The sequence below is a fragment of the Streptomyces albiaxialis genome, assembly GCF_039530985.1.
In the GTDB taxonomy this organism is placed as follows: domain Bacteria; phylum Actinomycetota; class Actinomycetes; order Streptomycetales; family Streptomycetaceae; genus Streptomyces; species Streptomyces albiaxialis.
Genome location: NZ_BAAAPE010000013.1, coordinates 621,260 through 645,605 on the forward strand (window position 1 = coordinate 621,260; position 24,346 = coordinate 645,605).

General features: G+C 71.5%; 19 protein-coding genes and 2 tRNA genes. 6 read left to right on the forward strand and 15 right to left on the reverse strand.

The annotated features are described in order from the left end of the window. Nucleotides 1–64 precede the first annotated feature (64 nt). From clpX to ABD343_RS26450, 5 genes are all read right to left on the reverse strand, one after another. Nucleotides 65–1,357 carry an ATP-dependent Clp protease ATP-binding subunit ClpX gene (gene clpX, locus ABD343_RS26430; RefSeq protein WP_344531828.1) on the reverse strand — a complete coding sequence of 431 codons (1,293 nt, stop codon included), beginning with the start codon at nucleotides 1,355–1,357 and terminating at the stop codon, nucleotides 65–67. A gap of 183 nt (nucleotides 1,358–1,540) precedes the next feature. Continuing rightward, entirely contained in the window at nucleotides 1,541–2,200 is a 660-nt protein-coding gene (locus ABD343_RS26435; protein WP_344531829.1) for an ATP-dependent Clp protease proteolytic subunit, read from the reverse strand. Between the two features lie 56 nt (nucleotides 2,201–2,256). After that, nucleotides 2,257–2,862 (reverse strand): ATP-dependent Clp protease proteolytic subunit, encoded by a 606-nt coding sequence (locus ABD343_RS26440; protein WP_344532254.1) that lies wholly within the window; start codon nucleotides 2,860–2,862, stop codon nucleotides 2,257–2,259. 279 nt (nucleotides 2,863–3,141) lie between these two features. Next, complete coding sequence (gene tig, locus ABD343_RS26445) at nucleotides 3,142–4,560, reverse strand: trigger factor (RefSeq protein WP_344531830.1); 1,419 nt, start codon at nucleotides 4,558–4,560, stop codon at nucleotides 3,142–3,144. A gap of 145 nt (nucleotides 4,561–4,705) precedes the next feature. After that, nucleotides 4,706–4,782: transfer RNA gene (locus ABD343_RS26450), tRNA-Pro, on the reverse strand. 102 nt (nucleotides 4,783–4,884) lie between these two features. On the opposite strand from ABD343_RS26450, the gene ABD343_RS26455 reads away from it, so the two are divergent. Then, nucleotides 4,885–4,955: transfer RNA gene (locus tag ABD343_RS26455), tRNA-Gly, on the forward strand. Between the two features lie 51 nt (nucleotides 4,956–5,006). On the opposite strand, the gene ABD343_RS26460 is transcribed toward ABD343_RS26455, so the two are convergent. Then, a complete protein-coding gene (locus ABD343_RS26460; protein WP_344531831.1) occupies nucleotides 5,007–5,201 on the reverse strand; it encodes a hypothetical protein in 195 nt (64 codons plus the stop codon). Between the two features lie 561 nt (nucleotides 5,202–5,762). Between ABD343_RS26460 and ABD343_RS26465 the strand changes: the two genes are divergently transcribed. Next, a complete protein-coding gene (locus ABD343_RS26465) occupies nucleotides 5,763–6,977 on the forward strand; it encodes an acyltransferase family protein (protein ID WP_344531832.1) in 1,215 nt (404 codons plus the stop codon). A 42-nt stretch (nucleotides 6,978–7,019) separates the two neighbouring features. Here ABD343_RS26465 and mgtE read toward each other — a convergent pair whose 3' ends face one another. The 4 genes from mgtE to ABD343_RS26485 all read right to left on the reverse strand — a co-directional run bounded on the left by mgtE (nucleotide 7,020) and on the right by ABD343_RS26485 (nucleotide 13,462). Next, nucleotides 7,020–8,375: a magnesium transporter gene (gene mgtE / locus ABD343_RS26470; RefSeq protein WP_344531833.1), complete on the reverse strand. Its 1,356-nt coding sequence runs from the start codon at nucleotides 8,373–8,375 to the stop codon at nucleotides 7,020–7,022. Between the two features lie 289 nt (nucleotides 8,376–8,664). Further along, the gene (locus ABD343_RS26475) at nucleotides 8,665–11,223 is read right to left on the reverse strand and encodes an ABC transporter permease (RefSeq protein WP_344531834.1); all 2,559 of its coding nucleotides are present in this window, start codon (nucleotides 11,221–11,223) and stop codon (nucleotides 8,665–8,667) included. Further along, the gene (locus ABD343_RS26480) at nucleotides 11,220–12,116 is read right to left on the reverse strand and encodes an ABC transporter ATP-binding protein (RefSeq protein ID WP_344531835.1); all 897 of its coding nucleotides are present in this window, start codon (nucleotides 12,114–12,116) and stop codon (nucleotides 11,220–11,222) included. Before ABD343_RS26480 ends, ABD343_RS26475 begins: the two co-directional genes overlap by 4 nt. 188 nt (nucleotides 12,117–12,304) lie before the next feature. Next, nucleotides 12,305–13,462: a SpoIIE family protein phosphatase gene (locus ABD343_RS26485; protein WP_344531836.1), complete on the reverse strand. Its 1,158-nt coding sequence runs from the start codon at nucleotides 13,460–13,462 to the stop codon at nucleotides 12,305–12,307. A 149-nt stretch (nucleotides 13,463–13,611) separates the two neighbouring features. Here ABD343_RS26485 and ABD343_RS26490 point away from each other — a divergent pair, with 149 nt between their 5' ends. Continuing rightward, nucleotides 13,612–14,850, forward strand: coding sequence for a GNAT family N-acetyltransferase (locus ABD343_RS26490; RefSeq protein ID WP_344531837.1), 1,239 nt, complete (start codon nucleotides 13,612–13,614; stop codon nucleotides 14,848–14,850). 16 nt (nucleotides 14,851–14,866) lie between these two features. Here the strand turns inward: ABD343_RS26490 and ABD343_RS26495 are convergent, their stop codons facing one another. The 3 genes from ABD343_RS26495 to ABD343_RS26505 form a co-directional block, all read right to left on the reverse strand. Next, the gene (locus tag ABD343_RS26495; RefSeq protein ID WP_344531838.1) at nucleotides 14,867–15,676 is read right to left on the reverse strand and encodes an Fpg/Nei family DNA glycosylase; all 810 of its coding nucleotides are present in this window, start codon (nucleotides 15,674–15,676) and stop codon (nucleotides 14,867–14,869) included. A 142-nt stretch (nucleotides 15,677–15,818) separates the two neighbouring features. Then, nucleotides 15,819–16,304 (reverse strand): ribose-5-phosphate isomerase, encoded by a 486-nt coding sequence (locus ABD343_RS26500; RefSeq protein WP_344531839.1) that lies wholly within the window; start codon nucleotides 16,302–16,304, stop codon nucleotides 15,819–15,821. A 43-nt stretch (nucleotides 16,305–16,347) separates the two neighbouring features. Further along, nucleotides 16,348–16,959: a biotin transporter BioY gene (locus ABD343_RS26505; RefSeq protein ID WP_344531840.1), complete on the reverse strand. Its 612-nt coding sequence runs from the start codon at nucleotides 16,957–16,959 to the stop codon at nucleotides 16,348–16,350. 281 nt (nucleotides 16,960–17,240) lie between these two features. On the opposite strand from ABD343_RS26505, the gene ABD343_RS26510 reads away from it, so the two are divergent. Together ABD343_RS26510 and ABD343_RS26515 are read left to right on the forward strand one after the other, a co-directional pair. Continuing rightward, entirely contained in the window at nucleotides 17,241–18,707 is a 1,467-nt protein-coding gene (locus ABD343_RS26510; protein WP_344531841.1) for an amino acid permease, read from the forward strand. Between the two features lie 149 nt (nucleotides 18,708–18,856). Further along, nucleotides 18,857–19,498, forward strand: coding sequence for a superoxide dismutase (locus ABD343_RS26515; RefSeq protein ID WP_344531842.1), 642 nt, complete (start codon nucleotides 18,857–18,859; stop codon nucleotides 19,496–19,498). Nucleotides 19,499–19,655: 157 nt separating this feature from the next. Here ABD343_RS26515 and ABD343_RS26520 read toward each other — a convergent pair whose 3' ends face one another. Beyond that, nucleotides 19,656–20,285 (reverse strand): mycothiol-dependent nitroreductase Rv2466c family protein, encoded by a 630-nt coding sequence (locus tag ABD343_RS26520; protein WP_344531843.1) that lies wholly within the window; start codon nucleotides 20,283–20,285, stop codon nucleotides 19,656–19,658. A gap of 190 nt (nucleotides 20,286–20,475) precedes the next feature. Between ABD343_RS26520 and pepN the strand changes: the two genes are divergently transcribed. Beyond that, entirely contained in the window at nucleotides 20,476–23,082 is a 2,607-nt protein-coding gene (gene pepN / locus ABD343_RS26525; protein WP_344531844.1) for an aminopeptidase N, read from the forward strand. A gap of 224 nt (nucleotides 23,083–23,306) precedes the next feature. Here pepN and ABD343_RS26530 read toward each other — a convergent pair whose 3' ends face one another. After that, nucleotides 23,307–24,293 (reverse strand): LysR family transcriptional regulator, encoded by a 987-nt coding sequence (locus tag ABD343_RS26530; RefSeq protein ID WP_344531845.1) that lies wholly within the window; start codon nucleotides 24,291–24,293, stop codon nucleotides 23,307–23,309. Nucleotides 24,294–24,346: the final 53 nt, after the last annotated feature.

The window sequence follows — 24,346 nt, forward strand, 5'->3', positions numbered from 1 at the left end:
CCCGTTCTTCCGGGTGCGGGGCCTTCTCATGGACTTCTCATGGCCTTTCGGGCCTTCGGACGCGCTACGCGCTCTTCTCGTGGCGCTGGCCCGGCTGTTCGGTGCCGCGGGCGCGCGGGACGAGGGTCGGGTTCACATTGGAGTGCACGGCCTCCTCCGTGATGACGACGCGCTCGACGTCCTTGCGGGACGGCACCTCGTACATCACCGACTGGAGGACCTCCTCCATGATGGCGCGCAGGCCGCGCGCGCCGGTGCCGCGCAGGATCGCCTGGTCGGCGATGGCCTCCAGCGCGGGACGGTCGAAGTCCAGCTCCACACCGTCGAGTTCGAAGAGCCTTTGGTACTGCTTCACCAGCGCGTTCCTCGGCTCCATCAGGATCTGGAGCAGGGCCTCGCGGTCGAGGTTGTGGACGCTGGTGATCACGGGGAGGCGGCCGATGAACTCCGGGATCATCCCGAACTTCACGAGGTCCTCCGGCATGACCTCCTCGAACTGGTTGCTCGCCTCGATCTCGCGCTTGGAGCGGATGTCGGCGCCGAAGCCGATGCCCTTGGCCCCGGCCCGCGACTCGATGATCTTCTCCAGGCCCGCGAAGGCGCCGCCCACGATGAACAGCACGTTCGTCGTGTCGATCTGGATGAACTCCTGGTGCGGGTGCTTGCGCCCGCCCTGCGGCGGCACCGAGGCCGTGGTGCCCTCCAGGATCTTGAGCAGTGCCTGCTGCACGCCCTCACCGGAGACGTCACGCGTGATCGACGGGTTCTCGCTCTTGCGGGCGACCTTGTCGATCTCGTCGATGTAGATGATGCCGGTCTCGGCCTTCTTGACGTCGTAGTCCGCGGCCTGGATCAGCTTCAGGAGGATGTTCTCGACGTCCTCGCCGACGTATCCCGCCTCCGTGAGCGCCGTCGCGTCGGCGATCGCGAACGGCACGTTCAGCATCCGGGCGAGCGTCTGCGCGAGCAGCGTCTTGCCGGAGCCGGTGGGGCCGAGCAGCAGGATGTTGGACTTGGCCAGCTCGATGCCGTCGTCCCGGCCCTGGCCGGTGGCGTTCTCCCCGGCCTGGACGCGCTTGTAGTGGTTGTAGACCGCGACGGAGAGAGCCTTCTTCGCGGCCTCCTGGCCCACGACGTAGCTCTCCAGGAACTCGTAGATCTCACGCGGCTTGGGCAGTTCGTCCCAGCGCACCTCGGAGGACTCCGCGAGCTCCTCCTCGATGATCTCGTTGCAGAGATCGATGCACTCGTCGCAGATGTACACACCTGGTCCCGCGATGAGCTTCTTCACCTGCTTCTGGCTCTTGCCGCAGAACGAGCACTTGAGCAGATCGCCGCCATCACCGATGCGTGCCACGAGGAGCTTCCCCTTCGCCTGGGATCCGCGGGTAGGTGCGGACCGAGGTACGTGCTCTCCGACGGTACCTTGCCCGGCCGCCGGAATGGGCCCCCCTTGGACGGACCGTCTGATCCTGCCCGGTCGGTCCAAGGGGGTGCGGGAACTTGTGCGGGATCCCGGAAGGAATCCGGCCGGAGGCCGTCAGACTCCGACCGAGGACTTACGGGTGGTCACGATCTGGTCGATCAGCCCGTACTCCAGGGACTCCTCAGCGGTGAGGATCTTGTCGCGCTCGATGTCGGACGAGATGGTCTCCCGGTCCTTGGTCGAGTGCTGCGCGAGCATGTCCTCGAGCTGGTCACGCATGCGCTGGATCTCGTTCGCCGCGATCTCCAGGTCGGAGACCTGGCCGCGGCCGGTCTCGCTGTACGGCTGGTGGATCAGGATGCGCGCGTTCGGCAGGGCCATCCGCTTGCCGGGGGTACCGGCGGCGAGCAGCACGGCCGCGGCGGACGCCGCCTGACCCATGCAGACCGTCTGGATGTCGGGCTTCACGAACTGCATCGTGTCGTAGATGGCGGTCAGCGCGGTGAAGGAGCCGCCGGGCGAATTGATGTAGATCGAGATGTCCCGGTCGGGGTCCATCGACTCCAGGCACAGGAGCTGCGCCATGACGTCGTTGGCCGAGGCGTCGTCGATCTGCACGCCGAGGAAGATCACGCGCTCCTCGAAGAGCTTCGCGTACGGGTCGTACTCGCGCACGCCCTGCGAGGTGCGCTCGACGAAGCGCGGGATGACGTAGCGGGACTCGGCGGTGGGGCCCGTGTAGAGCCCGGAACCTGAGGAGTTGAGGGAGGTCATCGGAAGGTTCTCCTGGAGAGGGGCTGGCTGCGGACGGCGAGCGGGGTCGGCGGGGCTCACGCGCCCGTCCCGCCGCCGCCGGGGAGCTGCGCCGCGGAGCCGTAGACCTCGTCGATCAGGCCGTACTCCTTGGCTTCCTCGGCGGAGAACCAGCGGTCACGGTCGGCGTCACGGGTCCACTGCTCGACGCTCTGCCCGCTGTGCGCGGCCGACAGCTCGGACATCTTCTTCTTGGTCCGCAGGAGCTGCTCCGCGTGGATCTTGATGTCCGTCGCCGAGCCCGCGAGGCCCGCGGACGGCTGGTGGATCAGGATCTCGGCGTTCGGCAGCGCGAAACGCTTGCCGGGGGTGCCCGCGGTGAGCAGGAACTGCCCCATCGAGGCGGCCAGGCCCATGGCGATCGTCACCACGTCGTTCTTGATGTACTGCATGGTGTCGTAGATCGCCATGCCCGCCGTGATCGAACCGCCCGGGCTGTTGATGTAAAGGAAGATGTCCTTGTCCGGGTCGGCCGCGAGGAGCAAGAGCTGCGCGGTGATCTTGTTGGCGATCTCGTCGTCCACCGGCTGGCCGAGGAAGATGATCCGCTCGTTGAGCAGCCGGTTGTAGACCTGGTCGCCGAGGCCACCACCGAAGTTGGGCTCAGCGGCGGCGGAAGGCATCGGAAGCGTCACGTGTCCACCTGCTCGTATCCGGACGGCTGCCCGGGGGCCCGCCGTCACTGGGGTCTTCGTCTACTGGGACCCTAACGCGCACGTTGCCGGAGGCCATCCCGCGTAGAGAGCTGTTCGCTGTGAGCGCAGGTAGCCCCGCCGGGAACCGGACGGGGCTCGCACCCTCACGGAGGGACGCTCCCCTCTCCGGCCCACGGACGCGCCCCTGGCGGGGCGAAGGGCCCCCGGAAGCGTGTTCCGGGGGCCCTTCGTGGGTGCGAGGGAAGATCAGGCGTCTTCCTTCTTGGCCTCGTCCTTGGCCTCGTCCTTGGTCTCGGCCTCGGCGTCAGCCGACTCGGTCGAGGTCTCGTCGGACTCGGCGTTCTCGGACTCGTCCTCGTCGTCGAGGTCGACGACCTCGCCGTTGGTGTCCTTGACCGTGGCGGACTCGACGACGGTCGCCAGCGCCTTGCCGCGGGCGACCTCGCCCACGAGCATCGGCACCTGGCCGCCCTCGACGACGGCCTGGGCGAACTGGTCGGGGCTCATGCCGGAGGACTGGGCGCGGCGCATGAGGTGCTCGGTGAGCTCCTCCTGGCTGACGTTCAGCTTCTCCTTGTTCACCAGCTCGTCCAGGACGAACTGGGTGCGGATGCCCTTCTCGGCCTGCTCCTTCAGCTCGGCCTCGAAGTCCTCCTCGGTCTTGTCCTGCATCTTCAGGTACGACGCGAGGTCCAGGCCGAGCTGGCCGAGCTGGTGGTTGACCAGGTTGTGCTTGCGGGTCTCGACCTCGTCCTGGAGGAGCTTCTCCGGGACCGGGACCTCGATGAGCTCCAGGAGGGCGTCGAGCACCTTCTCCTGGGCCTGGGTCGCCTGGTCGTACTTCTTCTGCTCGGCGAGGCGCTTGCGGCTGTCCTCGCGCATCTCCTCCAGCGTGTCGAACTCGCTGGCCATCTGGGCGAACTCGTCGTCCAGCTCGGGGAGTTCGCGCGCGGAGACGGTCTCGACGGTGACCGTGACCTCGGCCTCCTGGCCCGCGGCGGAGCCGCCCTTCAGCTCGGAGGTGAAGGTCGCGGTGCCGCCGGCCTCCAGGCCGGTGACGGCGTCGTCGATGCCGTCCAGCAGCTCGCCGGAGCCGATGGTGTAGTCGACGCCCTGGGCGACGCCGTCCTCCAGGACCTCGCCGTCGACCTTGGCCTCCAGGTCGACCTTCACGACGTCGCCCTCGGCGGCGGCGCGCTCGACGACGGAGGTCGAGGCGAAGCGCTCGCGGAGCTGCTCGACGGCCTTGTCCACATCCTCGTCGGCGACCTCGGCGGCGTCGACCTCGACCTCGATGCCGGAGTAGTCCGGGATCTCGATCTCGGGGCGGATGTCGACCTCGGCGGTGAAGGCCAGCAGCTCGTTGTCCTTCAGCTCGGTGATGTCCACCTCGGGCTGGCCGAGCGGGTTGAGCTCGCCCTCCTCGACGGCGGACTGGTACAGCTTCGGCAGTGCGTCGTTCACGGCCTCTTCGAGGACGGCGCCGCGGCCGAAGCGCTGGTCGATCACTCGCGCAGGGATCTTGCCCTTACGGAAGCCAGGCACCGTGACCTGCTGGTTGATCTTCTTGTACGCCGCGTCGAGGCTGTCCTTGAGCTCCTCGAAGGGCACCTCGACTGTGAGCCGAACCCGGGTCGGGTTCAGGGTCTCCACGGCGCTCTTCACGGTCGGTCTCCTTGGGGCTGGCTTCTTGGGGGTTGATCTTGAGGGCGCCCCGTATGCGGACCATCGAGCATCGTGATCAGCAGCTTCAGCAGCGCGATCACGAGAATGCGGACACGGCACAGGCACGCGCGTCTCTCATAGTACGTGGTCGGGGTGGCCGGATTCGAACCGACGACCTTCCGCTCCCAAAGCGGACGCGCTACCAAGCTGCGCCACACCCCGTCGGTGCGACACGTAGAGTACATGCCGTACGATGCAGTCCGTGCCGCTCCGGACCTGCTGGATGTCCATTCGACGTCCCGCCGGATCGGGTGCGGTCGCCACGCGGGCGTAGCTCAATGGTAGAGCCCTGGTCTTCCAAACCAGCTACGCGGGTTCGATTCCCGTCGCCCGCTCTCCGCACCGGCGAAGGCCCGGTCCCCTCGGGGGCCGGGCCTTCGCCGCGCTCAGAAGCTGATCGAGTTGATCGAGTCGGCGAGCGAGCTGAGGAAGCGATTTATCGACGGGGCCATGCCCGTGGACGCGAGGAAGAAGCCGAAGAGCACGGCGACGATCGCGGGGCCTCCCTTGAGGGAGCCGTTGCGGATCAGCATCACCAGGATGACTGCCAACAGCAGCACTACGGACAGTGAAATGGCCACAACTGCTCACACCCTCGTGGTCGGAACGCCTCACCCGCCCTGGGGGTCTGCCAGCGCTGCCACACCCCCGCGCCCACCCATCGTGCCACCAACTCCGGGCCGGGTGGACCCGGGTGACGCATCATCGGGGGAACCTCAGGGGCGATGACAACAGAGAGTGGCGACCGGAGCGTCCGGGATAGACTCGCCGCCGGGTGACCACCGGTCAGCGGCCGGGTATACGTCCCTCATTCGGCCAGAAATTCGGCCTGATCAATGCGCCATACAGGAGACGTGCACCTGGTGCATTAGTTTCGGCACCCGGTGCCGCGAACGGAAGTGAATTCACGGAAGGGAACCGGGATTTGTGGCCTCGGTCACATGCGTCCCAGACTTCCGCCAATAGGACATTCCTCAGGCGTCCCACGCGGCGCATATGCCCCGTTTAAGCGGGACATAGCGCCCGAAATCGAACATTCCTCGCAAGGAAAGCCAACTCCCTTCCGCCGTGCGGGGAATAGGAAGCGGAGTACCGGGAAGACGTGCGGCGGCAGGAATTTACGACCCCGAGGTTTAGCCGCTATGGTGCGGCAGATGTTGCACGCTGGTTATGAGCGGGCGCCGCTCCCCCCGGTCCGCCAGGAGCCCCCCACCTCCGACACACCGCCTGTGGCGCAGAAGCCGCCAGCGCCGGCGGAGAAGAAGCCAGTAGCCAAGAAGCGTGACCCCTTCTTCGACAACGCGAAGTACCTCACCATCGTGCTCGTCGGCATCGGGCACGCCTGGGACCCGCTGCGCGACGACAGCCGCACGGCCGAGGCGCTGTACTTCGTGATGTACACGTTCCACATGCCGGCGTTCATCATCATCTCCGGCTATCTGTCCCGGAGTTTCGAGGGCAAGCCGAACCAGGTGAAGCGCCTGATCACCGGCGTGGTCGTCCCCTACCTCGCCATCCAGTTCGGTTACACGTACTTCATGCGCTGGGCCAACGACGACCCGGACCGCGACTTCCACTTCCAGGAGCCCGGGTTCGCGCTCTGGTTCCTGGTGGCCCTCTTCCTGTGGCGGCTCACCACCCCCATCTGGAAGAGCCTGCGCTGGCCGATGCCGGTCGCGCTGGGGATCGCGGTGGCCGCGAGCGTCACGCCGTCCATCGGCGGCGACCTCAACCTGATGCGCGTCGCGCAGTTCCTCCCCTTCTTCGTGCTCGGGCTCCAGCTCCGTCCGCACCACTTCCAGCTCGTCAAGCGCAAGCAGATGCGGTACATCGCGGTGCCCGTCACGCTGTTCACCTGCGTCTTCGCCTACTGGGCCGTGCCCAGGATGTCCAAGGCCTGGTTCCTGCACGACAAGGCCGCCGCCGACATGGGCGTCCCCTCCTGGGTCGGCGCGGTGATGTACCTCGCGATCTTCGGCTGCGGCCTGGTGATGACCGCGTGCTTCCTCTCCTGGGTGCCGCGCCGCCACATGTGGTTCACGGTGCTGGGCGCCGGGACGCTCTACGCGTACCTGCTGCACATCTTCTTCATCCAGGGCTCGCGCCAGTTCGACTGGTACGAGATGGACTGGGTCGACCACCCGCTCAGCCGGGTCGCCATCACGGTGCTCGCCGGGATCATGATGACCGTGCTGTGCACGCCGCTGGTCACCAAGCTCTTCCGGTTCGTCATCGAGCCGAAGATGGAGTGGTTCTTCAAGCGGGACGCCGCGGCGATGGCCCGGCAGCGGGAGTCCGTGCCCGCGCAGGGGCAGGGCACCGGGCGGCGGCCCGTCTCGCACCGCCGCCCCAAGTGAGCCGTTGAACGTGTGACACGGAGGCTGTGAGCCCCGGGGGACTCACAGCCCGAGCACCAGCCGGGCGACCATGAAGTAGATGACCAGGCCGGTCGCGTCGACCAGCGTCGTGACCATCGGGGCGGAGACCACGGCCGGGTCGATGCGCAGGCGCTTGGCGAGCAGCGGCATCGTGCCGCCGACGGTCGCCGCCCAGGCACAGATGATCACCAGCGTGACGCCGACGACCAGGGCGATGTCCGGGCCGACGAAGACCGAGCCCACCCCGATGCCGAGCGCCGCCAGCAGCAGCCCCAGGACCAGCCCGACGCGGCACTCGCGCCAGATGACCGCGAGCAGGTCCGAGCCGCGCACCTCGCCGACCGCGAGCGCGCGCACGGCGGCCGTCGCCGCCTGCGCGCCCGTGTTGCCGCCCGTGCCGATGAGCAGCGGGATGAACATCGCGAGCTGGGTGACCTGTTCGAGCGTTCCCTCGAAGGCCTGGGTCACGCTCACCGTCAGCGTCGCCGCCAGCAGCAGGAGCAGCAGCCACACCACGCGGTAGCGGGCGAGCTGCCAGACGGAGGCGGCCATGTAGTGGCCCTCCCAGGGCGCCGAGCCCGACTGGCGCGCGACGTCCTCGGTGTCGGCGGCCTCGATGACCTCGACCGCGTCGTCGATCGTCAGCAGCCCGACGAGCCGGTCCTCGCTGTCCACCACGGGCAGGTCGAGCACGTTCGTCTCGCGCATCAGCCGCGCCGCGTCCTCCGCCGGGTCGGTCGCCTGCGCGCGGGGCGCCTCGGTGACGACCAGGTCGGCGACCGTACGGTCCGGCTCGCTCAGCACCAGTTCGCGCAGCTCGACGATGCCGGTGAGGCGGCGGCCCGAGTCGACGACCGGCAGCGTGTAGACGGTCTCGGCGTCGGCGCCCCGGGCCCGTACGCGCGCGAGGGCCTGCTCGACGGTGAGGTGCTGGTTGAGCGGGACCGTCTCGGGCGTCATGTAGCGCCCGACGGAGCCCTCGGGGTAGCCGAGCAGGGCCGCGGTCACGCGGCGCTCGCGCGCGCTGAGGCCCGCGAGGACGCGCTGGGCGATCTTCGCGGGGGCCTCGCGCAGCATCCGGACGCGGTCGTCGGGGTCCATGCCCTCGACGACCTCGGCGAACGCGGTGTCCCGCAGGCCCATGAGGATGGCCTGCTGGTCGACCGGTTCCAGTTCCTCGAACACCGAGATCGCCTGGTCCTTGGGCAGTAGCCGGAAGGCGATCACGGCGTCGACGTTGTCCATACGGGCGAGTTCGTCCGCGACCAGGTGCGGCTGGCGGCCGTCCAGCCAGCGCTGCGCGCCGGTCAGGTCGTGGTTCTCCAGGGCGTCCTGCAGCCCCGTGGGCAGCTCGTCGGGAAGCTGGGCTTGCGTCATGGCAGGGGTCCTCGTCAGCGGTGGGGAGGGTGGCTCACACGCACGGGTACGTACGCGCCGTCGCCCACCGATGAGGGGTCCGCCTACGGAGAAGGGGCTACGGCGTCCGCGTACCGGGGTGGTCGACTAGGAGGCTCGCTGCGCATCGCTGACCACCTCCCAGGTCTCTCCGTCGCCTTCGCTGTCGCCGTCGCGACAAACCGCGGGTCAGGATACCGGGTTCCCCTTACGTGCCTGTTTCACCCCTTCCCCTCGCCCTTCCCGTCGCCGTTCCCTTCGCCCCTCCCCCTCACCCGGTCCCGCCCGGCGCGCGCAGGGCGTTGCGGGCGGGAAGGGTGGTGGCGAGGAGGGCCAGCGCGAGGATCGACCCGGCGAAGGCGGCGTACAGCGCCGGGGGGATGTACGGGGCGGCGCCGAACAGGCCGTCGATCATGGGAACGAGCGTGACGAGGGCGATCCCCGTGCCCAGGCCGATGCCGGAGAGGGCCACCACGACGGCCTCCCAGTGCACCATGCGGAGCACCTGGCGGCGGGTCGAGCCGATGAGCCGCAGGGTGCCCAGCTCGCGGCGGCGCTCGGCGATCGTCATCACGAGGGTGTTGGCGGCGGCGACCGCGGCGAAGCCCGCGAGGACGGCGGCCATGGTCCTGTTGCCCCAGGCGTTGACCGCGCGGTCCCTGTCCTGGGCCTGCGCGTAGCTCTCGCGGTCGGCGACCTCACCGAGGGCGGAGAGCGAGCGCGCCACGGCGGCGCCGTCCGCGCCGCGCGCCTCGCGGACCAGCACCTCGGTGTCGTACGCCGAGGTCACGTGGCCCTCCAGCGCCGCGCGGGGCAGGGTGACCGCCGGGAGGCCCGTACCGCGGGCGTAGACGGCGGCGATCTTCGGGCGGGCCCTGGTGCCGTCGGGGAGGCGGATGCTGACGCGGTCGCCCGGGCGGGCGTCCGCGCCCTCGGCGAGGAGCCGGTCGAGGGCGACGGTGCCCGCGCGGAGCCCGTCGAGGGAGCCCTCGCGCACGTCGAGGTCCTGGACGCGGGCGAGGTCGCGGCCCGGGGCGCCGACGCCCTGGGTCTCGGCGGACTGGAGGAGGGTCTCGCCGCCGGAGCGGACCTTGACCAGGACCTGGGTGCGCAGGATGCCGACGGCCTCGGAGACGCCGGGCGCCGCGGCGGCGCGGGCGGCGGCCGTCGTGGGCAGGCCGGTGTCGCCGCCGCTGACGATGTGGTCGGCGCGCATCCCCTCGCGCTGCTGGATCTCGGTCTGCCGGTCCTGGCTGGTCTGGAGGAAGACCAGCGTCGAGCAGAAGGCCATGGCGAGCACCACGGGCGTGACCGCGGAGGCCAGCCGGCGGGCGTGCGCCCAGGAGTTGGCGGCGGCCAGCTCCGAGGAGGCCGAGCCGGCGCGCAGCGGCAGGCCGAGGAGCCAGGAGCAGGCCTTGGCGAGGTACTGCCCGAGCAGCGCGACGGCGAGCATCAGGCACATCACGACGCCGAGGGCGAGGTTCGCGGCGTCCTCGCCGCCCTCGGTCGCGGCGAGGCGGGCCAGCAGGACGCCGCCGACGAGTGCGCCCGCGCCGAGGACCGTACGGACGACGCCGGGCCGGAAGCGTTCGACGGCGGACTCGGCCAGGGCCTGGCCCGGCCTGATCTTCGAGGGGCGGCGGGCGGCCAGGTACCCGGCGAGCAGCGCGGTGACGACGACGGTGCCCGCGGAGATCCAGACCGGGGTCATGGTCGTCCGCAGTTCGAGGGTGCCGGGGACGGCGCCGCGCGAGCGCAGTTCGCCGAACCACCAGCGGGCGAGGGCGAGTCCGGGCAGGCAGCCGAGGAGCCCGGCGAGGGGCGCGACGAACAGGGCCTCGGTGGCGAGGGAGCGGCGGATCTGGCGCGGGGTCGCGCCGATCGCGCGCAGCAGCGCGAACTCGCGGCGGCGCTGCGCGACGGAGAGCGCGACGGTGCCCGAGGCGGTGAAGACGGCGGTCAGCGCGGCGATGCCGCCGAAGGAGAAGCCGAGGGCCTCCAGGGTCTCCTTCGCGTAGCCGATGTCGGAGCCCTCGGCCTCGCCGCGCCCGTCGCCCGTACGGACCGAGGCGCCGGTCGTCGCGGTGGCCTTGCCGAACGCCTTGTCGTCCTTGAGGGCCCGCGCGACGTCCGCCGCCGGGGTGCCGCGCGCGGGGAGGACGGCGAGGGCGTCGGCCTTGCCGGGGTGCCCGGCCAGGGCCATGGCCTGCCGGTCGGTGAACCAGACGGCGGGTCCTTCGGCGCCGCTCCCCCGCCCGGCGGCGACGCCGGAGACGCGGACCTTCCGCTCGCCGTGCGGGGTGGTGAGGGCGATCCGGTCGCCGGGGGCGGCGCGCAGCCGTTCGGCGGTGGCGGCGTCGAGGACCGCGTCCCCCGCCGTACGGGGCGCGGAGCCGTCGGTGATCCGGGCGCCGGTGAAGGCGTGCGAGCCCCAGCCGTGCGCGGTGAGGCCGGTGCCGCCGTGGCGGAGCCGGAAGGTGACGTCGGGCACGGCACGGGCGACGCCGTCGACGGCGCGGGCCGCGCGCACCGTGGCCGCCGCGTCGAGGCGGGCGGTCCCGGGCAGCAGGTCGCCCGCGTCGGAACGGTCCTCGCCCTTGCCGGTGATCAGGTGCGCGTACTGGTCGGCGGTGACGACGACGGGGGCCTGCGCGTAACGCTCGGGCGGGGCGGAGGCGCGCAGTCCGGTCTCGGCGAGGTAGCCGCAGGCGGAGATGATCATCGCGGCCATGAGGAGCGCGACGAAGGTCCCCGCGAACGAGGCGGGCTTGAACCGGACGGCCGCGCGGGCGAGGCCGTTGGGGACGAAGGAACGGCGGGTCGGTTTCACGCGGCGGCTCGCTCGGCGCTGTGCGGGGCCCCCGGGGCGGTCCCCGTGGCCCCGGCTCCCATGGCTCCCGTGCGCGAGGTGCCGAGCGTTCTCATGCGGGCCGCGATCGGCTCGGCCGCGGCGGACGTCCCCTGGGGGCCCTGGCGCTCCAGGCGGTCGGCGAGGACGCCGTCGGCGAGGAAGAGCACGCGGTCGGCCCAGGCGGCGGCCGCCGGGTCGTGGGTGACCATGACGACGGTGGCGCCGAGGCCGTCGACCGCGTGCCGCAGCAGGGCCAGCACCTCGGCGGCCGTGGTGGTGTCGAGGGCGCCCGTCGGCTCGTCCGCGAAGATCACGTCGGGCGCGGTGACGAGCGCGCGGGCGAGGGCGACGCGCTGCTGCTGGCCGCCGGACATCTCCCCGGGGCGGCGCCTGCCGTACTCCCCCAGCCCGACCTGGCCCAGCACCTCGGCCGCGCGCCGCCGGTCGGGGCGGCGTCCGGCGAGCCGCAGCGGCAGCAGCACGTTCTGCTCGACGGTGAGCGAGGGCAGCAGGTTGAAGTGCTGGAAGACGAAGCCGAGGCGGGTGCGGCGCAGGGCGGTGAGCTTGTTCTCGCTGAGCGAGGTGATCTCGGTGCCGCCGAGCCGTACGACGCCGCCGGTGGGCCGGTCGAGCCCGGCGGCGCACTGGAGGAACGTCGACTTGCCGGAGCCCGAGGGGCCCATGACGGCCGTGAAGCTGCCGTGCGGGAGGGCGAGGTCGATGCCGCGGAGGGCGTGCACGGCACCGCGCGCGCGGCCGTAGCGGCGCGTGACGCCCCGCAGCTCCACGGCGCACGGCGTCTGCGCGTACGCCTGCGCGTGCGCCGCTTTCACGGCGCCTTTCGTGTCCTCGCGCTTCGAGCGCAGCCGCATGGGTGAGTCCGCCCTTCCAGTGCCGGCCGTGTGCCGGGATCCGCTGACGTCCTCGAACGTACGGAGCGGGGGGCGGTGCGGACCATGACGGCTGCCGCCGGATCCGGGGTGGGGAAAACCCCCGACCCCCTGGTCAGATGCGGGTCAGCCGCGGGCGGCAGGAGGGGCGGCCGGAGGGGCGGCCGGGGTCAGTCGCGGCAGATGAGGAGCAGCGCCCGGTCGTCGTTGACATCGCGCGCGACGGACTCGATCAGGTGCCAGGCGGCGCCGTGGAAGCTGGAGGCCACATAGCGGTCGGCCTCGCCGGTGAGCCGGTCCATGCCCTCGGTGAGGTCCCGTTCGGCCGTCTCGACCAGCCCGTCGGTGAAGAGCATCAGGACGTCGCCGCGGCGCAGCGTGCCCTTGGCGGGGTCGAACTGGGCGCCGTCGTAGACCCCGAGGAGCGGGCCCTCCGCCGCCTTCTCCTCCCACTTGCCGCTGCCCGCGTTGAGCTGCATCGCGGGCACGTGGCCCGCGGACAGCAGCTCGTAGTCCCCGCTGTCGAGGTCCAGGACGAGGTGGACGGAGGTGGCGAAGCCCTCTTCCCAGGACTGGCGCAGCAGATAGCCGTTGGCGGCGGGCAGGAAGGCGTGCGGGGGCAGCGAGCCGAGCAGCCCGCCGAAGGCGCCGGAGAGCAGCAGGGCGCGCGATGCGGCGTCCATGCCCTTGCCGGAGACGTCGGTGAGGACGACCTCCAGGGTGCGGTTGTTGGGGCCCGTGCGCGCGGCGACGACGAAGTCGCCCGAAAACGACTGCCCGCCCGCGGGCCGCAGCGCCATCTCGCGGTGCCAGCCGGCGGGCAGCTTGGGCAGCTTGCTCTGGACGCGGATGCGCTCGCGCAGGTCGAAGAGCATGGTGCCGCCGCGCCGCCAGGGCACCCCGACGCGGCTGCGGAACTGGGCGACGAGCAGCCCGGACAGCCCGGCCGCCGCGACGACCAGGATGGTGCCGGGGGTGACGCGGGCCGCCCCGTCCTCGTACGGGCCGAGCATCACGGACTCGACCATCAGCGCGATGGCGGAGGCCGCGTAGAGCGCGAGCAGGCTGGCGGGCCGCAGCAGCAGCCCGCCCGCGATGATCGGCAGGACGAGGGCCTCCGGCGCGCACCACAGCGGGGTGACCACGGTGGCGCAGGTGAGCGCGGGGACGGTGAGCAGCAGCCCGGCGAAGGCCACCCAGTCGGAGGCGCCGCCGCGGAAGTAGTCGACGGCGGACCGGCGCAGGTTTGTGCGGACCCGGTGCAGCGCCTTGTGCGCGTGGAGCAACCGGGCCGTCAGGGGTGAGGGTCCCGCGCGGCGTTCCGCCATGCCCCGGGACCTTATCCACCCGTTCGGTGGCGCGTCGATTCCCGGCACGCCGTCCGGCCACGGCAGGCCGTGCAGACGCACGTGCAGCCGCTCGCGCACCGCCGGAAATACGTTCGCCGGGCCGCGAGTGCGCTGGTAGGCATGGATGTATGACAACCGAACTCCGGGCGCTCCGCCCTGTCGAGTGGGACGCCTGGTACGACAATTTGCTGAGAACGTTCAGCGTGGTGGAGGCCGCCGGAGAGCGGGATCTGTACCGCGAGTTGACGGAGACCGACCGCGGGCTCGGTGTGTGGGACGGGGACCAGCCCGTCGCCACCGCCGGGCTGTTCTCGTTCCGGATGACCGTTCCCGGCGGGGCCCTCGTGCCGTCGGCGGGCGTCACGATGGTGAGCGTGGCCCCGACGCACCGGCGGCGCGGGCTCCTGCGCGCCCTGATGCGGCGGCAGTTGGACGACGTGCGGGAGAACGGCGAGCCGCTGGCGGTCCTGACCGCCTCCGAGCCGGAGATCTACGGCCGGTTCGGATACGGCCTGGCGTCACGCGAGATGGGCGCCACGATCGACCTCGGCAGGGTCTCGCTGGACGTCCCCGAGGGCGCGGACGACATCCGGCTGCGGCTGACGCACGACCCGGCGTCGGTGAGCGAGGCCTGCGAGGAGCTGTACGGGCGCCTGGTCCCGCTCCGCCCGGGCATGCTCGAACGGCGGCCCGGCTGGGAGCGGTTGCCGCTCCTCGACCCGGAGGCCAAGCGCGAGGGCGCGAGCCCCCTGCGCTGCGTGACGGCGGAGCGGAACGGCGAACTGGTGGGGTACGCGCGCTACGCCGTCAAGCCCGCCTGGGACGACCACGAGGTGCCGCGGGCGACCGTGCTGCTGCGCGACCTGGAGGCCGTGGACCCGGCCGCGCACGGCGCCCTGTGGCGCTACCTCTTCTCCCTGGACCTCGCCTCGACGCTGCGGCTGACGGCCCGGCCGCTCGACGACCCGTGGCTGCACATGGTCAGCAACCCCCGCCGGTGCGCGCCGTACTGGAACGACGGGCTGTTCGTACGGCCCGTGGACGTGGGCGCGGCGCTGGCGGCGCGGACGTACGCGGCGCCGGTGGACGTCGTGTTCGAGGTGGAGGACGCCTTCTGCCCGTGGAACACGGGGCGTTGGCGGCTGTCGGGGGACGCGAAGGGCGCGCAGTGCGCGCCGACGCGGGACGCCGCGGACCTCGCGCTGACCGTGCGGGAGCTGGGCGCCGCGTACCTGGGCGGCGTTCCGCTGAGCGCGCTGGCGGGGGCGGGCCGGGTGCGGGAGCTGCGGACCGGCGGGGGCGCGCTGCGGGAGGCGTCCACGGCGTTCCGGAGCGATGTGGAGCCGTGGCTGCCGCACGGCTTCTGAGTTCTGAGGGTGCCCGTCACCTCTTCTGGCACCCCGGGCACCAGAAGAGGTTGCGGGCCGCGAGTTCCGCCGTCCGCACCTCCGTGCCGCACAGGTGGCACGGCTGGTCGGCGCGCCGGTAGACGTAGACCTCGCCGCCGTGATCGTCCACGCGCGGCGGGCGGCCCATGGCCTCGGGCGTGTGCTCGGGCCGTACGGTGTCGATCCGCCCCGTCCGTACGCCCTCGCGCATCAGGGTGACCAGGTCGGACCAGATCGCGTCCCATTCGGCGCGGGTCAGATCGCGGCCCGCGCGGTACGGGTCGATGCCGTGCCGGAAGAGGACCTCGGCGCGGTAGACGTTGCCGACCCCGGCGACGATCTTCTGGTCCATGAGCAGCGCGGCGACGGTCGTCCGGCTGCGGGAGATCCGCGCCCAGGCCGCCTCCGGGTCGGAGGCGGGGCGCAGCGGGTCGGGGCCGAGGCGGGCGTGGACGGCGTCCTTCTCGCCGTCCGTGATCAGCTCGCAGCGGGTGGGGCCGCGCAGGTCCGCGTGGTCCTCCGGGGTCGCGAGCCGCAGGCGGACCTGGCCGACGGGGGCCGCGCCCGGGCCCGGGCCGAAGCGGAACGTGCCGTAGAGGCCGAGGTGGACGTGGACCCAGCCGGTGGGGCCGAAGCCGAGGAAGAGGTGCTTGCCGTGGGCCTCCGTGCCGGTCAGCTCCTGCTTGTCGAGCAGGGCGGCCCCGTCGGCGAACTTGCCCTGTGGGCTCGTCGCCCGGACCCGGCGGCCCTCGAACCGCTGCTCGCATTCACCGGCGAGCCGGTGCAGTGTGTGACCCTCGGGCACCTTTGCTCCTCCTCTCACATGCGGTTGCCCGGCATCGGGGGCTGCGCTTGCCCACCCTGCGCCCCTGGCGCAGACTGCCCGAGCTTCGCGCAAGAGCCAGGGGCGCGAAGCACGGCAAGCGGCAGCCCCTGCCCGCCCCCGGTCAGTCCTGGGGGTGGTGGGGCGGGATGGGAGGGAGGTCGCCGGTGTCCTCGTAGGCGGCCAGCATGGCGATGCGACGGACGTGACGGGGACCGTCGGAGAACGGCGTCTTCAGGAACGTGTCGACGAACGACACCGCCTCCTCCGTGGTGTGCATACGGGCGCCGACGCTGACGACGTTGGCGTCGTTGTGCTCGCGGGCCAGCGCCGCCGTCTCCTCGCTCCAGGCGAGGGCGCAGCGGACGCCCTTCACCTTGTTCGCGGCCATCTGCTCGCCGTTGCCGGAGCCGCCGATGACGATGCCGAGGGCGCCGTCGTCCGCGGCCGTACGCTCGGCGGCGCGGAGGCAGAACGGGGGGTAGTCGTCATCCGCGTCGTAGATGTGGGGGCCGCAGTCCACGGGCTCGTGGCCCGCGGACTTCAGCCATTCGACGAGGTGGTTCTTGAGTTCGTAACCGGCATGATCGGAGCCGAGGTACACGCGCATGCCGGCGAGTCTATGACGGCCCCGGCCCGGCCCGGACGCCGCCTCAGTCGCGGCGGCCGGCGAGCTTCCAGGCGGCGGGCAGCGCGCCCATGGCCAGCGCGGCCTTCAGCGCGTCGCCGACGAGGAAGGGCACGAGCCCGGCGGCGACGGCCTCGCTCAGCGACATCCCGGTGGCCAGGGCCAGGTACGGGACGCCGATCGCATAGGTGACGGCCATGCCGGCGGCCATGGTCCCCGCCGTGCGCAGCGCGCCGCGGTCGCCGCCGCGGCGGGCGAGGGAGCCGACGACGGTGGCGGCGAGCAGCATGCCCAGCACGTAGCCGAAGGACGGCATCCCGAAGCCGGAGGTGCCCTCGGCGAACCAGGGCATGCCCGCCATGCCCGCGAGCGCGTAGAGCGCCAGGGAGAGGAAGCCGCGGCGGGCGCCGAGGCCGACGCCGACGAGGAGCGCGGCGAAGGTCTGCCCGGTGACGGGCACGGGCGAGCCGGGGACGGGCACCGAGATCTGCGCCGCGAGGCCGGTGAGGGCCGCGCCGCCGGCGACGAGAGCTATCTCACGCGCGCGGGCGCGTGCGGTGCTGCCGCCGGCGGGCAGCAGGTCGGCGAGCACGGCTCCGGGTCGGGGCGTTACGGCGGCGGAAGTGAGGGCACTCATCAGGGCGACTCCGTCCATGGGCGGTCGTGGGGCGGTCGTTCGGACCGTTCGACGCTAGCCGACGGCGGGCGGGGTGAGGCCGTGAGCTTGGTGACAAAATCGGCGCCCGGACCTTGAGGGAAGCCATAATTCCGACTGTGCCGGGTGAGTGGGAAGCTCCGATCATGTCCGTATCGCGGAATGCGGTGCACGATTATTGAAGTCCCGGGGGCGGCTGCCGAGACTGATGCGAGCACAACAACCTCACGTCCCCGCACCGACCCCTCAGAAACGGCTCCCTCATGACGCGTACCGAGTCCTCCGACGCGCCGCCGCCCCCGTCCGTCCAGGATTCCCCGGGTTCACCGGACTCCCCGGACTCCCCCGACGGCTCCGGGCAGCGGGCGCTCTCGCACGGCCTCAAGCAACGCCATCTGTCCATGATCGCCCTCGGCGGGGTGATCGGGGCCGGGCTCTTCGTGGGCTCGGGTGCCGGGATCGCCGCCGCCGGTCCCTCGATCGTGCTCGCCTACGCGGCCTCCGGGCTGCTGGTGATGCTCGTGATGCGGATGCTCGGCGAGATGTCGGCGGCGCGCCCGGCCTCGGGCTCGTTCTCCGTGCACGCGGAGCGGGCGATGGGCCCGTGGGCGGGGTTCACGGCGGGCTGGATCTACTGGACGCTGCTGTGCGTCGCGATCGCGACCGAGGCGACGGCCGCCGCGAAGATCATGACCGGCTGGCTGCCCGACACCTCGTCGTGGATGTGGGTCGCGCTGTTCATGCTGGTCTTCTGCGCCACGAACCTCGCCTCGGTGCGCAACTTCGGCGAGTACGAGTTCTGGTTCGCCACCCTCAAGGTCGTCGCGATCATCGCCTTCCTGGCGCTCGGGATACTGGCCATCGCCGGGGTGCTGCCGGACACGGACGCGCCGGGCTCCGCGAACCTCACGGGTGAGGGCGGCTTCTTCCCCGCGGGGACGGACGGCCTGATCGTCGGGCTCCTCGCCTCCGTGTTCGCCTTCGGCGGGCTGGAGACGGTCACCATCGCGGCGGCCGAGTCCGAGAAGCCGGTGTCGGGCGTCGCGAAGGCGGTCCGTACGGCGGTCTGGCGCATCGCGATCTTCTACGTCGGCTCGATGCTGGTGATCGTCACGCTGATCCCCTGGGACGACAAGTCGGTGCTGGACGGCCCGTACGCCGCGGTGCTCGACCACATCGGCATCCCCGCGGCGGCCCAGATCATGAACGTCGTGGTGCTGATCGCCCTGCTCTCCGCGATGAACGCGAACATCTACGGCGCCTCCCGCATGTCGTACTCCCTCGTCGAGCGCGGCGAGGGCCCGGCCTTCCTCAACCGGGTGAGCGCCGCGGGCGTGCCCCGGTACGCGGTGATCGCCTCGTCCTTCTTCGGCTTCGTCGCGGTGCTGCTGAACTTCCTCTGGGAGGACACGGTCTTCCGGTGGCTGCTGAACATGGTGGGCGCCGCCACGCTCGTGGTCTGGGGCTTCATCGCGGTCTCGCAGCTCATCACGCGCCGCAAGCTGGAGCGCGAGGCACCCGAGAAGCTCGTGGTGCGCATGTGGCTCTTCCCGGGCCTGACCATCGTGGCGCTGGCGGGCATCGCCGCTGTGCTGCTGCTGATGCTGCGCGAGGGCGACACCCGCACGCAGCTCGCGTTCACGGCCGGGCTGACGGTGGTGCTCGCCGTCGCGGGCTTCGTACGGCAGCGCGCGAAGCAGAGCGCGAGTGCGGGCGCGAAGCAGGGCTGACGCGGTGTCACAGGGCCCCGCGTCCTAGGTCGAATGGACGAGCGGAGCAGTCCCCTTCCACGGGGGCTGCTCCGCTTTTTCGTGTGCAGTTGCTGCTACCTTCTTCTTGCAAGTAATGTGCAATAAGCGTGAGCGAAGGGTGAGAGCGCATGGCCATCTACACCTTGCCGGAGCTGCCGTACGACTACTCCTCACTGGAGCCGGTCATCAGCGGCGAGATCATCGAGCTGCACCACGACAAGCACCACGCGGCATACGTGAAGGGGGCGAACGACACCCTCGAACAGCTCGAAGAGGCCCGTGACAAGGACGCGTGGGGCAACATCAACGGGCTGGAGAAGAACCTCGCCTTCCACCTGTCCGGGCACATCCTGCACACCATCTACTGGCAGAACATGACCGGTGACGGCGGCGGCGAGCCCCTGGACAAGGACGGCACGGGCGAGCTGGCGGACGCCATCGCCGAGTCCTTCGGCTCCTTCGCCAAGTTCAAGGCCCAGCTCTCGAAGGCCGCGGCCACCACGCAGGGTTCCGGCTGGGGCGTCCTCGCGTACGAGCCGGTGACCGGCCGCCTCATCGTCGAGCAGGTCTACGACCACCAGGGCAACGTGGGCCAGGGCTCGGTCCCGATCCTGGTCTTCGACGCCTGGGAGCACGCCTTCTACCTGCAGTACCGGAACCAGAAGGTCGACTTCGTCGAGGCCATGTGGCGCGTCGTGAACTGGCAGGACGTCTCCCGGCGTTACAACGCCGCCAAGGAGCGCGCGAACAACCTGCTGCTGGCCCCGTAGTCCCGCCGACTCCCGCTCCTCGTGATCGTCTTCTCACCCTTCACGGCGGGCGGGCAAGGAGAGGGGGCCCTGTGTGGACGTGACACACAGGGCCCCCTCGGTCGTTCCCGGCAGCTCGCGGCGGGCGTCAGTCGGAGATCGGTCCGTCGGAGATCGGTCAGTCGAAGATGGGGTCCTTGTCGCGGGTGCGCTTGATCTCGAAGAAGCCCGGCGTCGAGGCCACCAGCAGCGTGCCGTCCCACAGCTTCGCCGCCGCCTCGCCCTTGGGCGCGGGGGTGACCACGGGCCCGAAGAAGGCGATCCGCTCGCCCTCGGGGCCCGGCACGGCGATCACGGGGGTGCCGACGTCCTGGCCGACCAGGTCGATGCCCTCCTTGTGGGAGGCACGCACCGCCTCGTCGTACTCCTCGCTCTCCGCGACGTCGGCGAGGCTCCTGGGGAGGCCCGCCTCCTCCAGCGCGGCCTCGATGACGTCCCGCCCGCGGCCCTCGCCGCGGTTGTGGGTACGGGTGCCGAGCGCCGTGTAGAGCGGGCCGAGGACCTCGCTGCCGTACTTCTGCTCGGCCGCGACGCAGACGCGCACCGCGCCCCACGCCTTCAGGTTGAACTCCCGGTACCAGTCGGGCAGCTCGTCCAGCTTGTTCTCGTTGAGGACGGAGAGGCTCATGACGTGCCAGCGGACCTCCACCGGCCGGACCTTCTCCACCTCCAGCATCCAGCGCGATGTCAGCCAGGCCCACGGGCACGCGGGGTCGAACCAGAAGTCAGCGGGCGTCTTTTCCGACACGGTCTCTCCTCGTACGGGCGGGGCTGATCCGGCCCCGCCAACAATAGGCACCTTGGGCGGGGCAACGCGGCCGGACAGGGGCGCATTCCCCGATGTGTCGCACCACCGCCCCGTGCGATCCTGATCGACGTCGTTCACGACGCGGGACGACCCGACGACCCGGTCGAAGCAGAGAAGAGGGAGCCGCGCTGTGCCCGGAGAGAACCTGACCCGCGAGGAGGCCCGGCAGCGGGCCGGACTGCTGACGGTCCACGGGTACGAGGTGGCCCTGGACCTGCGGTCCGCGACCGCGCCGCCACCCGCCGAGGGTCCGCGCACGTTCCGCTCCACCACCACCGTCCGCTTCGACTGCGCGGAGGAGGGCGCCACCAGCTTCGCCGACCTGATCGCGCCCCACGTCCACTCCGTCAGCCTCAACGGCGAGTCCCTCCGGGTCGAGGAGGTCTTCGACGGCACCCGCGTCACGCTCCCCGGGCTGCGCGCGACGAACGAGCTGACGATCGACGCCCAGTGCGCCTACAGCCGTACGGGCGAGGGCCTGCACCACTTCCTCGACCCCGAGGACGGCGAGACGTACCTCTACACCCAGTACGAACCGGCGGACGCGCGCCGGGTCTTCGCCAACTTCGAGCAGCCCGACCTCAAGGCCCCCTTCGACTTCACCGTGACCGCGCCCGCGCGCTGGACGGTGCTCAGCAACGGGGCGCGGGAGGGCGAGCCGCGCCTCCTGGACGACGGCTCCGCCATCTGGCGCTTCGCGCGCACCCGCCCCATCTCGACGTACATCACGGCGGTCGTCGCGGGCCCGTACCACTACGTGACCGACACCTACCGGCGCACGTTCGAGGACGGCACCGAGCTGGAGGTGCCGCTGGGCGCGCTGTGCCGCAAGGGGCTGGCGAAGCACTTCGACGCGGACGACATCTTCACCGTCACCAAGCAGGGCCTGGACTTCTTCCACGACCACTTCGACTTCCCGTACCCCTTCGGGAAGTACGACCAGGCGTTCGTGCCCGAGTACAACATCGGCGCCATGGAGAACCCGGGCTGCGTCACCTTCCGCGAGGAGTTCGTCTTCCGCGGCAAGGTCACCCAGGCGTCCTACGAGGGCCGGGCCAACGTCATCCTGCACGAGATGGCCCACATGTGGTTCGGCGACCTGGTCACCATGGAGTGGTGGGACGACCTGTGGCTCAAGGAGTCCTTCGCGGACTTCATGGGCGCCTTCGCGCTCGTCGGCGCCACCCGCTTCACCGACGGCTGGATCACCTTCGCGAACCGCCGCAAGTCCTGGGCGTACCGCGCCGACCAGCTCCCCTCCACCCACCCCGTCACGGCCGACATCCGGGACCTGGAGGACGCCAAGCTCAACTTCGACGGGATCACGTACGCCAAGGGCGCCTCCGTCCTCAAGCAGCTCGTCGCCTACGTCGGCCAGGACGCCTTCCTGGAGGGCGCCCGCCGCTACTTCAAGCGCCACGCCTGGGGCAACACCCGGCTGGAGGACCTGCTGTCCGTCCTGGAGGAGACCTCCGGGCGCGACATGGGCGAGTGGGCGAAGGCCTGGCTCCAGACGGCGGGCGTGAACACGCTGACGCCTCAGCTCACCTACGACGAGCAGGGCCGCGTCACCGAACTCGCCGTCCTCCAGGAGGCGTCGGCCTCGCACCCCGAGCTGCGCCCGCACCGCGTCGCCGTCGGCCTCTACCGGCGCGACCCGGCCGCCGGGACCCTGGAGCGGTACGCGCGCGCCGAGGTGGACGTCGCGGGTGCCCGTACGCCCGTGCCGGAGCTGGTCGGCACCGAGCGGCCCGATCTGGTGCTGGTCAACGACGAGGACCTCACGTACTGCAAGATCCGCTTCGACGAGGTCTCCCTGGCGACCCTGCGCGAGCACCTGGGCGAGATCACCGACCCCCTGGCCCGCGCCGTGTGCTGGTCCGCGGTCTGGAACCTGACCCGGGACGGGCTGATGCCCGCGCGGGACTTCATCGGCCTGGTGCTGCGGTTCGCGGGCGCGGAGAGCGAGATCGGCGTCCTGCAGATGCTGCACGCGCAGACCAGGCTCGCCCTCGACATGTACGCGGCGCCCGCGTGGCGCGAGGAGGGCGCGCGGCAGCTCTCCGAGGGCGCGGTCTCCGAGCTGCGCCGCGCCGAGCCGGGCAGCGGGCACCAGCTCGCCTGGGCGCGCTTCCTCTCCTCGGTCGCGGGCGGCGAGCAGGAGCTGCGCCTGCTGGAGGGCCTGCTGGCCGGTACGGGACGCATCGACGGGCTCGACGTCGACCAGGAGCTGCGCTGGACGTTCCTGGAGACGCTGGCCGCCGAGGGCGTCGCGGACGAGGACGCGCTGCGCGCCGAGCTGTCCCGCGACGACACGGCCTCCGGCAAGCGGCACCAGGTCCGCTGCCTGGCCGCGCGCCCGTCGGCCGCGGTCAAGGCGCAGGCGTGGGCCTCGGTCGTCGAGACCGACACGCTCTCCAACGCGCTCGTGGAGGCGACGATCAGCGGCTTCACCCAGCCGGGGACCGCGCAGCGGGACCTGACCGCGCCTTACGCGGAGCGGTACTTCGAGGTCATCGAGTCGATCTGGGAGAGCCGCTCGATCGAGATCGGCATGGCGATCGTGCGGGGCCTGTACCCGGCGCTCCAGACCGAGCAGGCGACCCTCGACGCGACGGACGCCTGGCTGACCTCGCACGAGTCGGCCCCGCCGGCCCTGCGCCGCCTCGTCCTGGAGTCCCGCGACGACCTGGCAAGGGCCCTGACCGCCCAGAGGGCGGACGCGAGGGCCGTCTGACCGCGCCGCGCAGCTTCCCGCGCCCCTGAACCGCCCCTCCGGGGCGCGGTTCAGGGGCGCGAGCGCGTGAGAGGGCAACGACCAGGGGCGCGGGGAACTGCGCGAGCGGGCACAGCGGAGCCGCGGGCGGCAGCGGCGGGCAAGGGGCTACCCGGAAGCCGCAGCCACACAGGCGGCCCCGGAAGTCGGCCGTCAGGCCGGGAGGCCTCCGGGCTCAGGAAGGGTCAGGCCACGAAGGGGAGGGCCGCGCCCTCGCGGCGGGTGTGGAGCCAGCGACGGTACGCCTCACTGCTCCAGGCCACCTCCTCGTACGCCGCCCGCAGGTCACCGAAGACGCCCTCGCCCTCCGCGCCGAGCCCCCACCCCGCCCGGAAGGCGACCATCAGCCGTACGCCCAGGGGGTCACCCCGCAGTGGCCTTATGGCCATGCCGGGCCGGGGGCGGGACGTGGGCTGGCAGGGGGTGACGACCTCTCCGGCCGCGACGAGGTCGGCGGCGGTCAGATAGTCCCCGTAGACGACCCGGGGGTCGAGCCCGGCCTCGGAGAAGACGCGGCGCAGCCCGTCCCAGTCGCCGTCGACGGTCGGGTCGACCATCCACTGGTCGTCGGCGAGATCCGCGAGGGTCGGCGCGGAGCGCGCCGCCGCGGGATGGGTGGCGGGCAGCGCCACGAACTGGGGCTCGCGGTGCACGAGGACGCGCAGCTCGACCCCGTCGGGCACCCGCAGCGGCGAGCCCTCGACCTCGTGCACGAAGGCCGTGTCGAGCTGGTTGGAGGCGACCATCCGCAGCAGGGTGTTGGCGGAGACGTCGGTCTGGAACGTGATGTCCGTGTCCGGCAGCCGCGCGTGCAGGCGGCGCAGCCAGCCGGGGACAGCCCTGCTGCCCGTACTGCCGAGCCGGAGCCGCGCGTCTCCCCCGGCCGCGCCCCGGCCCGCCGCGTCCCGCGCCTCGGTGACCAGCGTGGTCATCTGGGCGACGATCGGCCGGGCGCGCGTGAGGACCGTACGGCCCAGGGGGGTCGGTCTGCTTCCGGTCCGCTCGCGGGAGAAGAGCTGGCCGCCGATGGCCTGCTCGATGCGGCGGAGCTGGGTGGTCAGGGACGGTTGCGTCATGCCCAGTTGGCGGGCTGCCTTGTGCACGCTGCCCGTATCGGCGATCGCACACAGCGCACGAAGGTGCCTCACTTCGAGCTCCACAGGCGGGAGCATAACGGCGCTCCCGCACGCCACACCAGATATCACGGTGCCGCGAACGTCCGGCA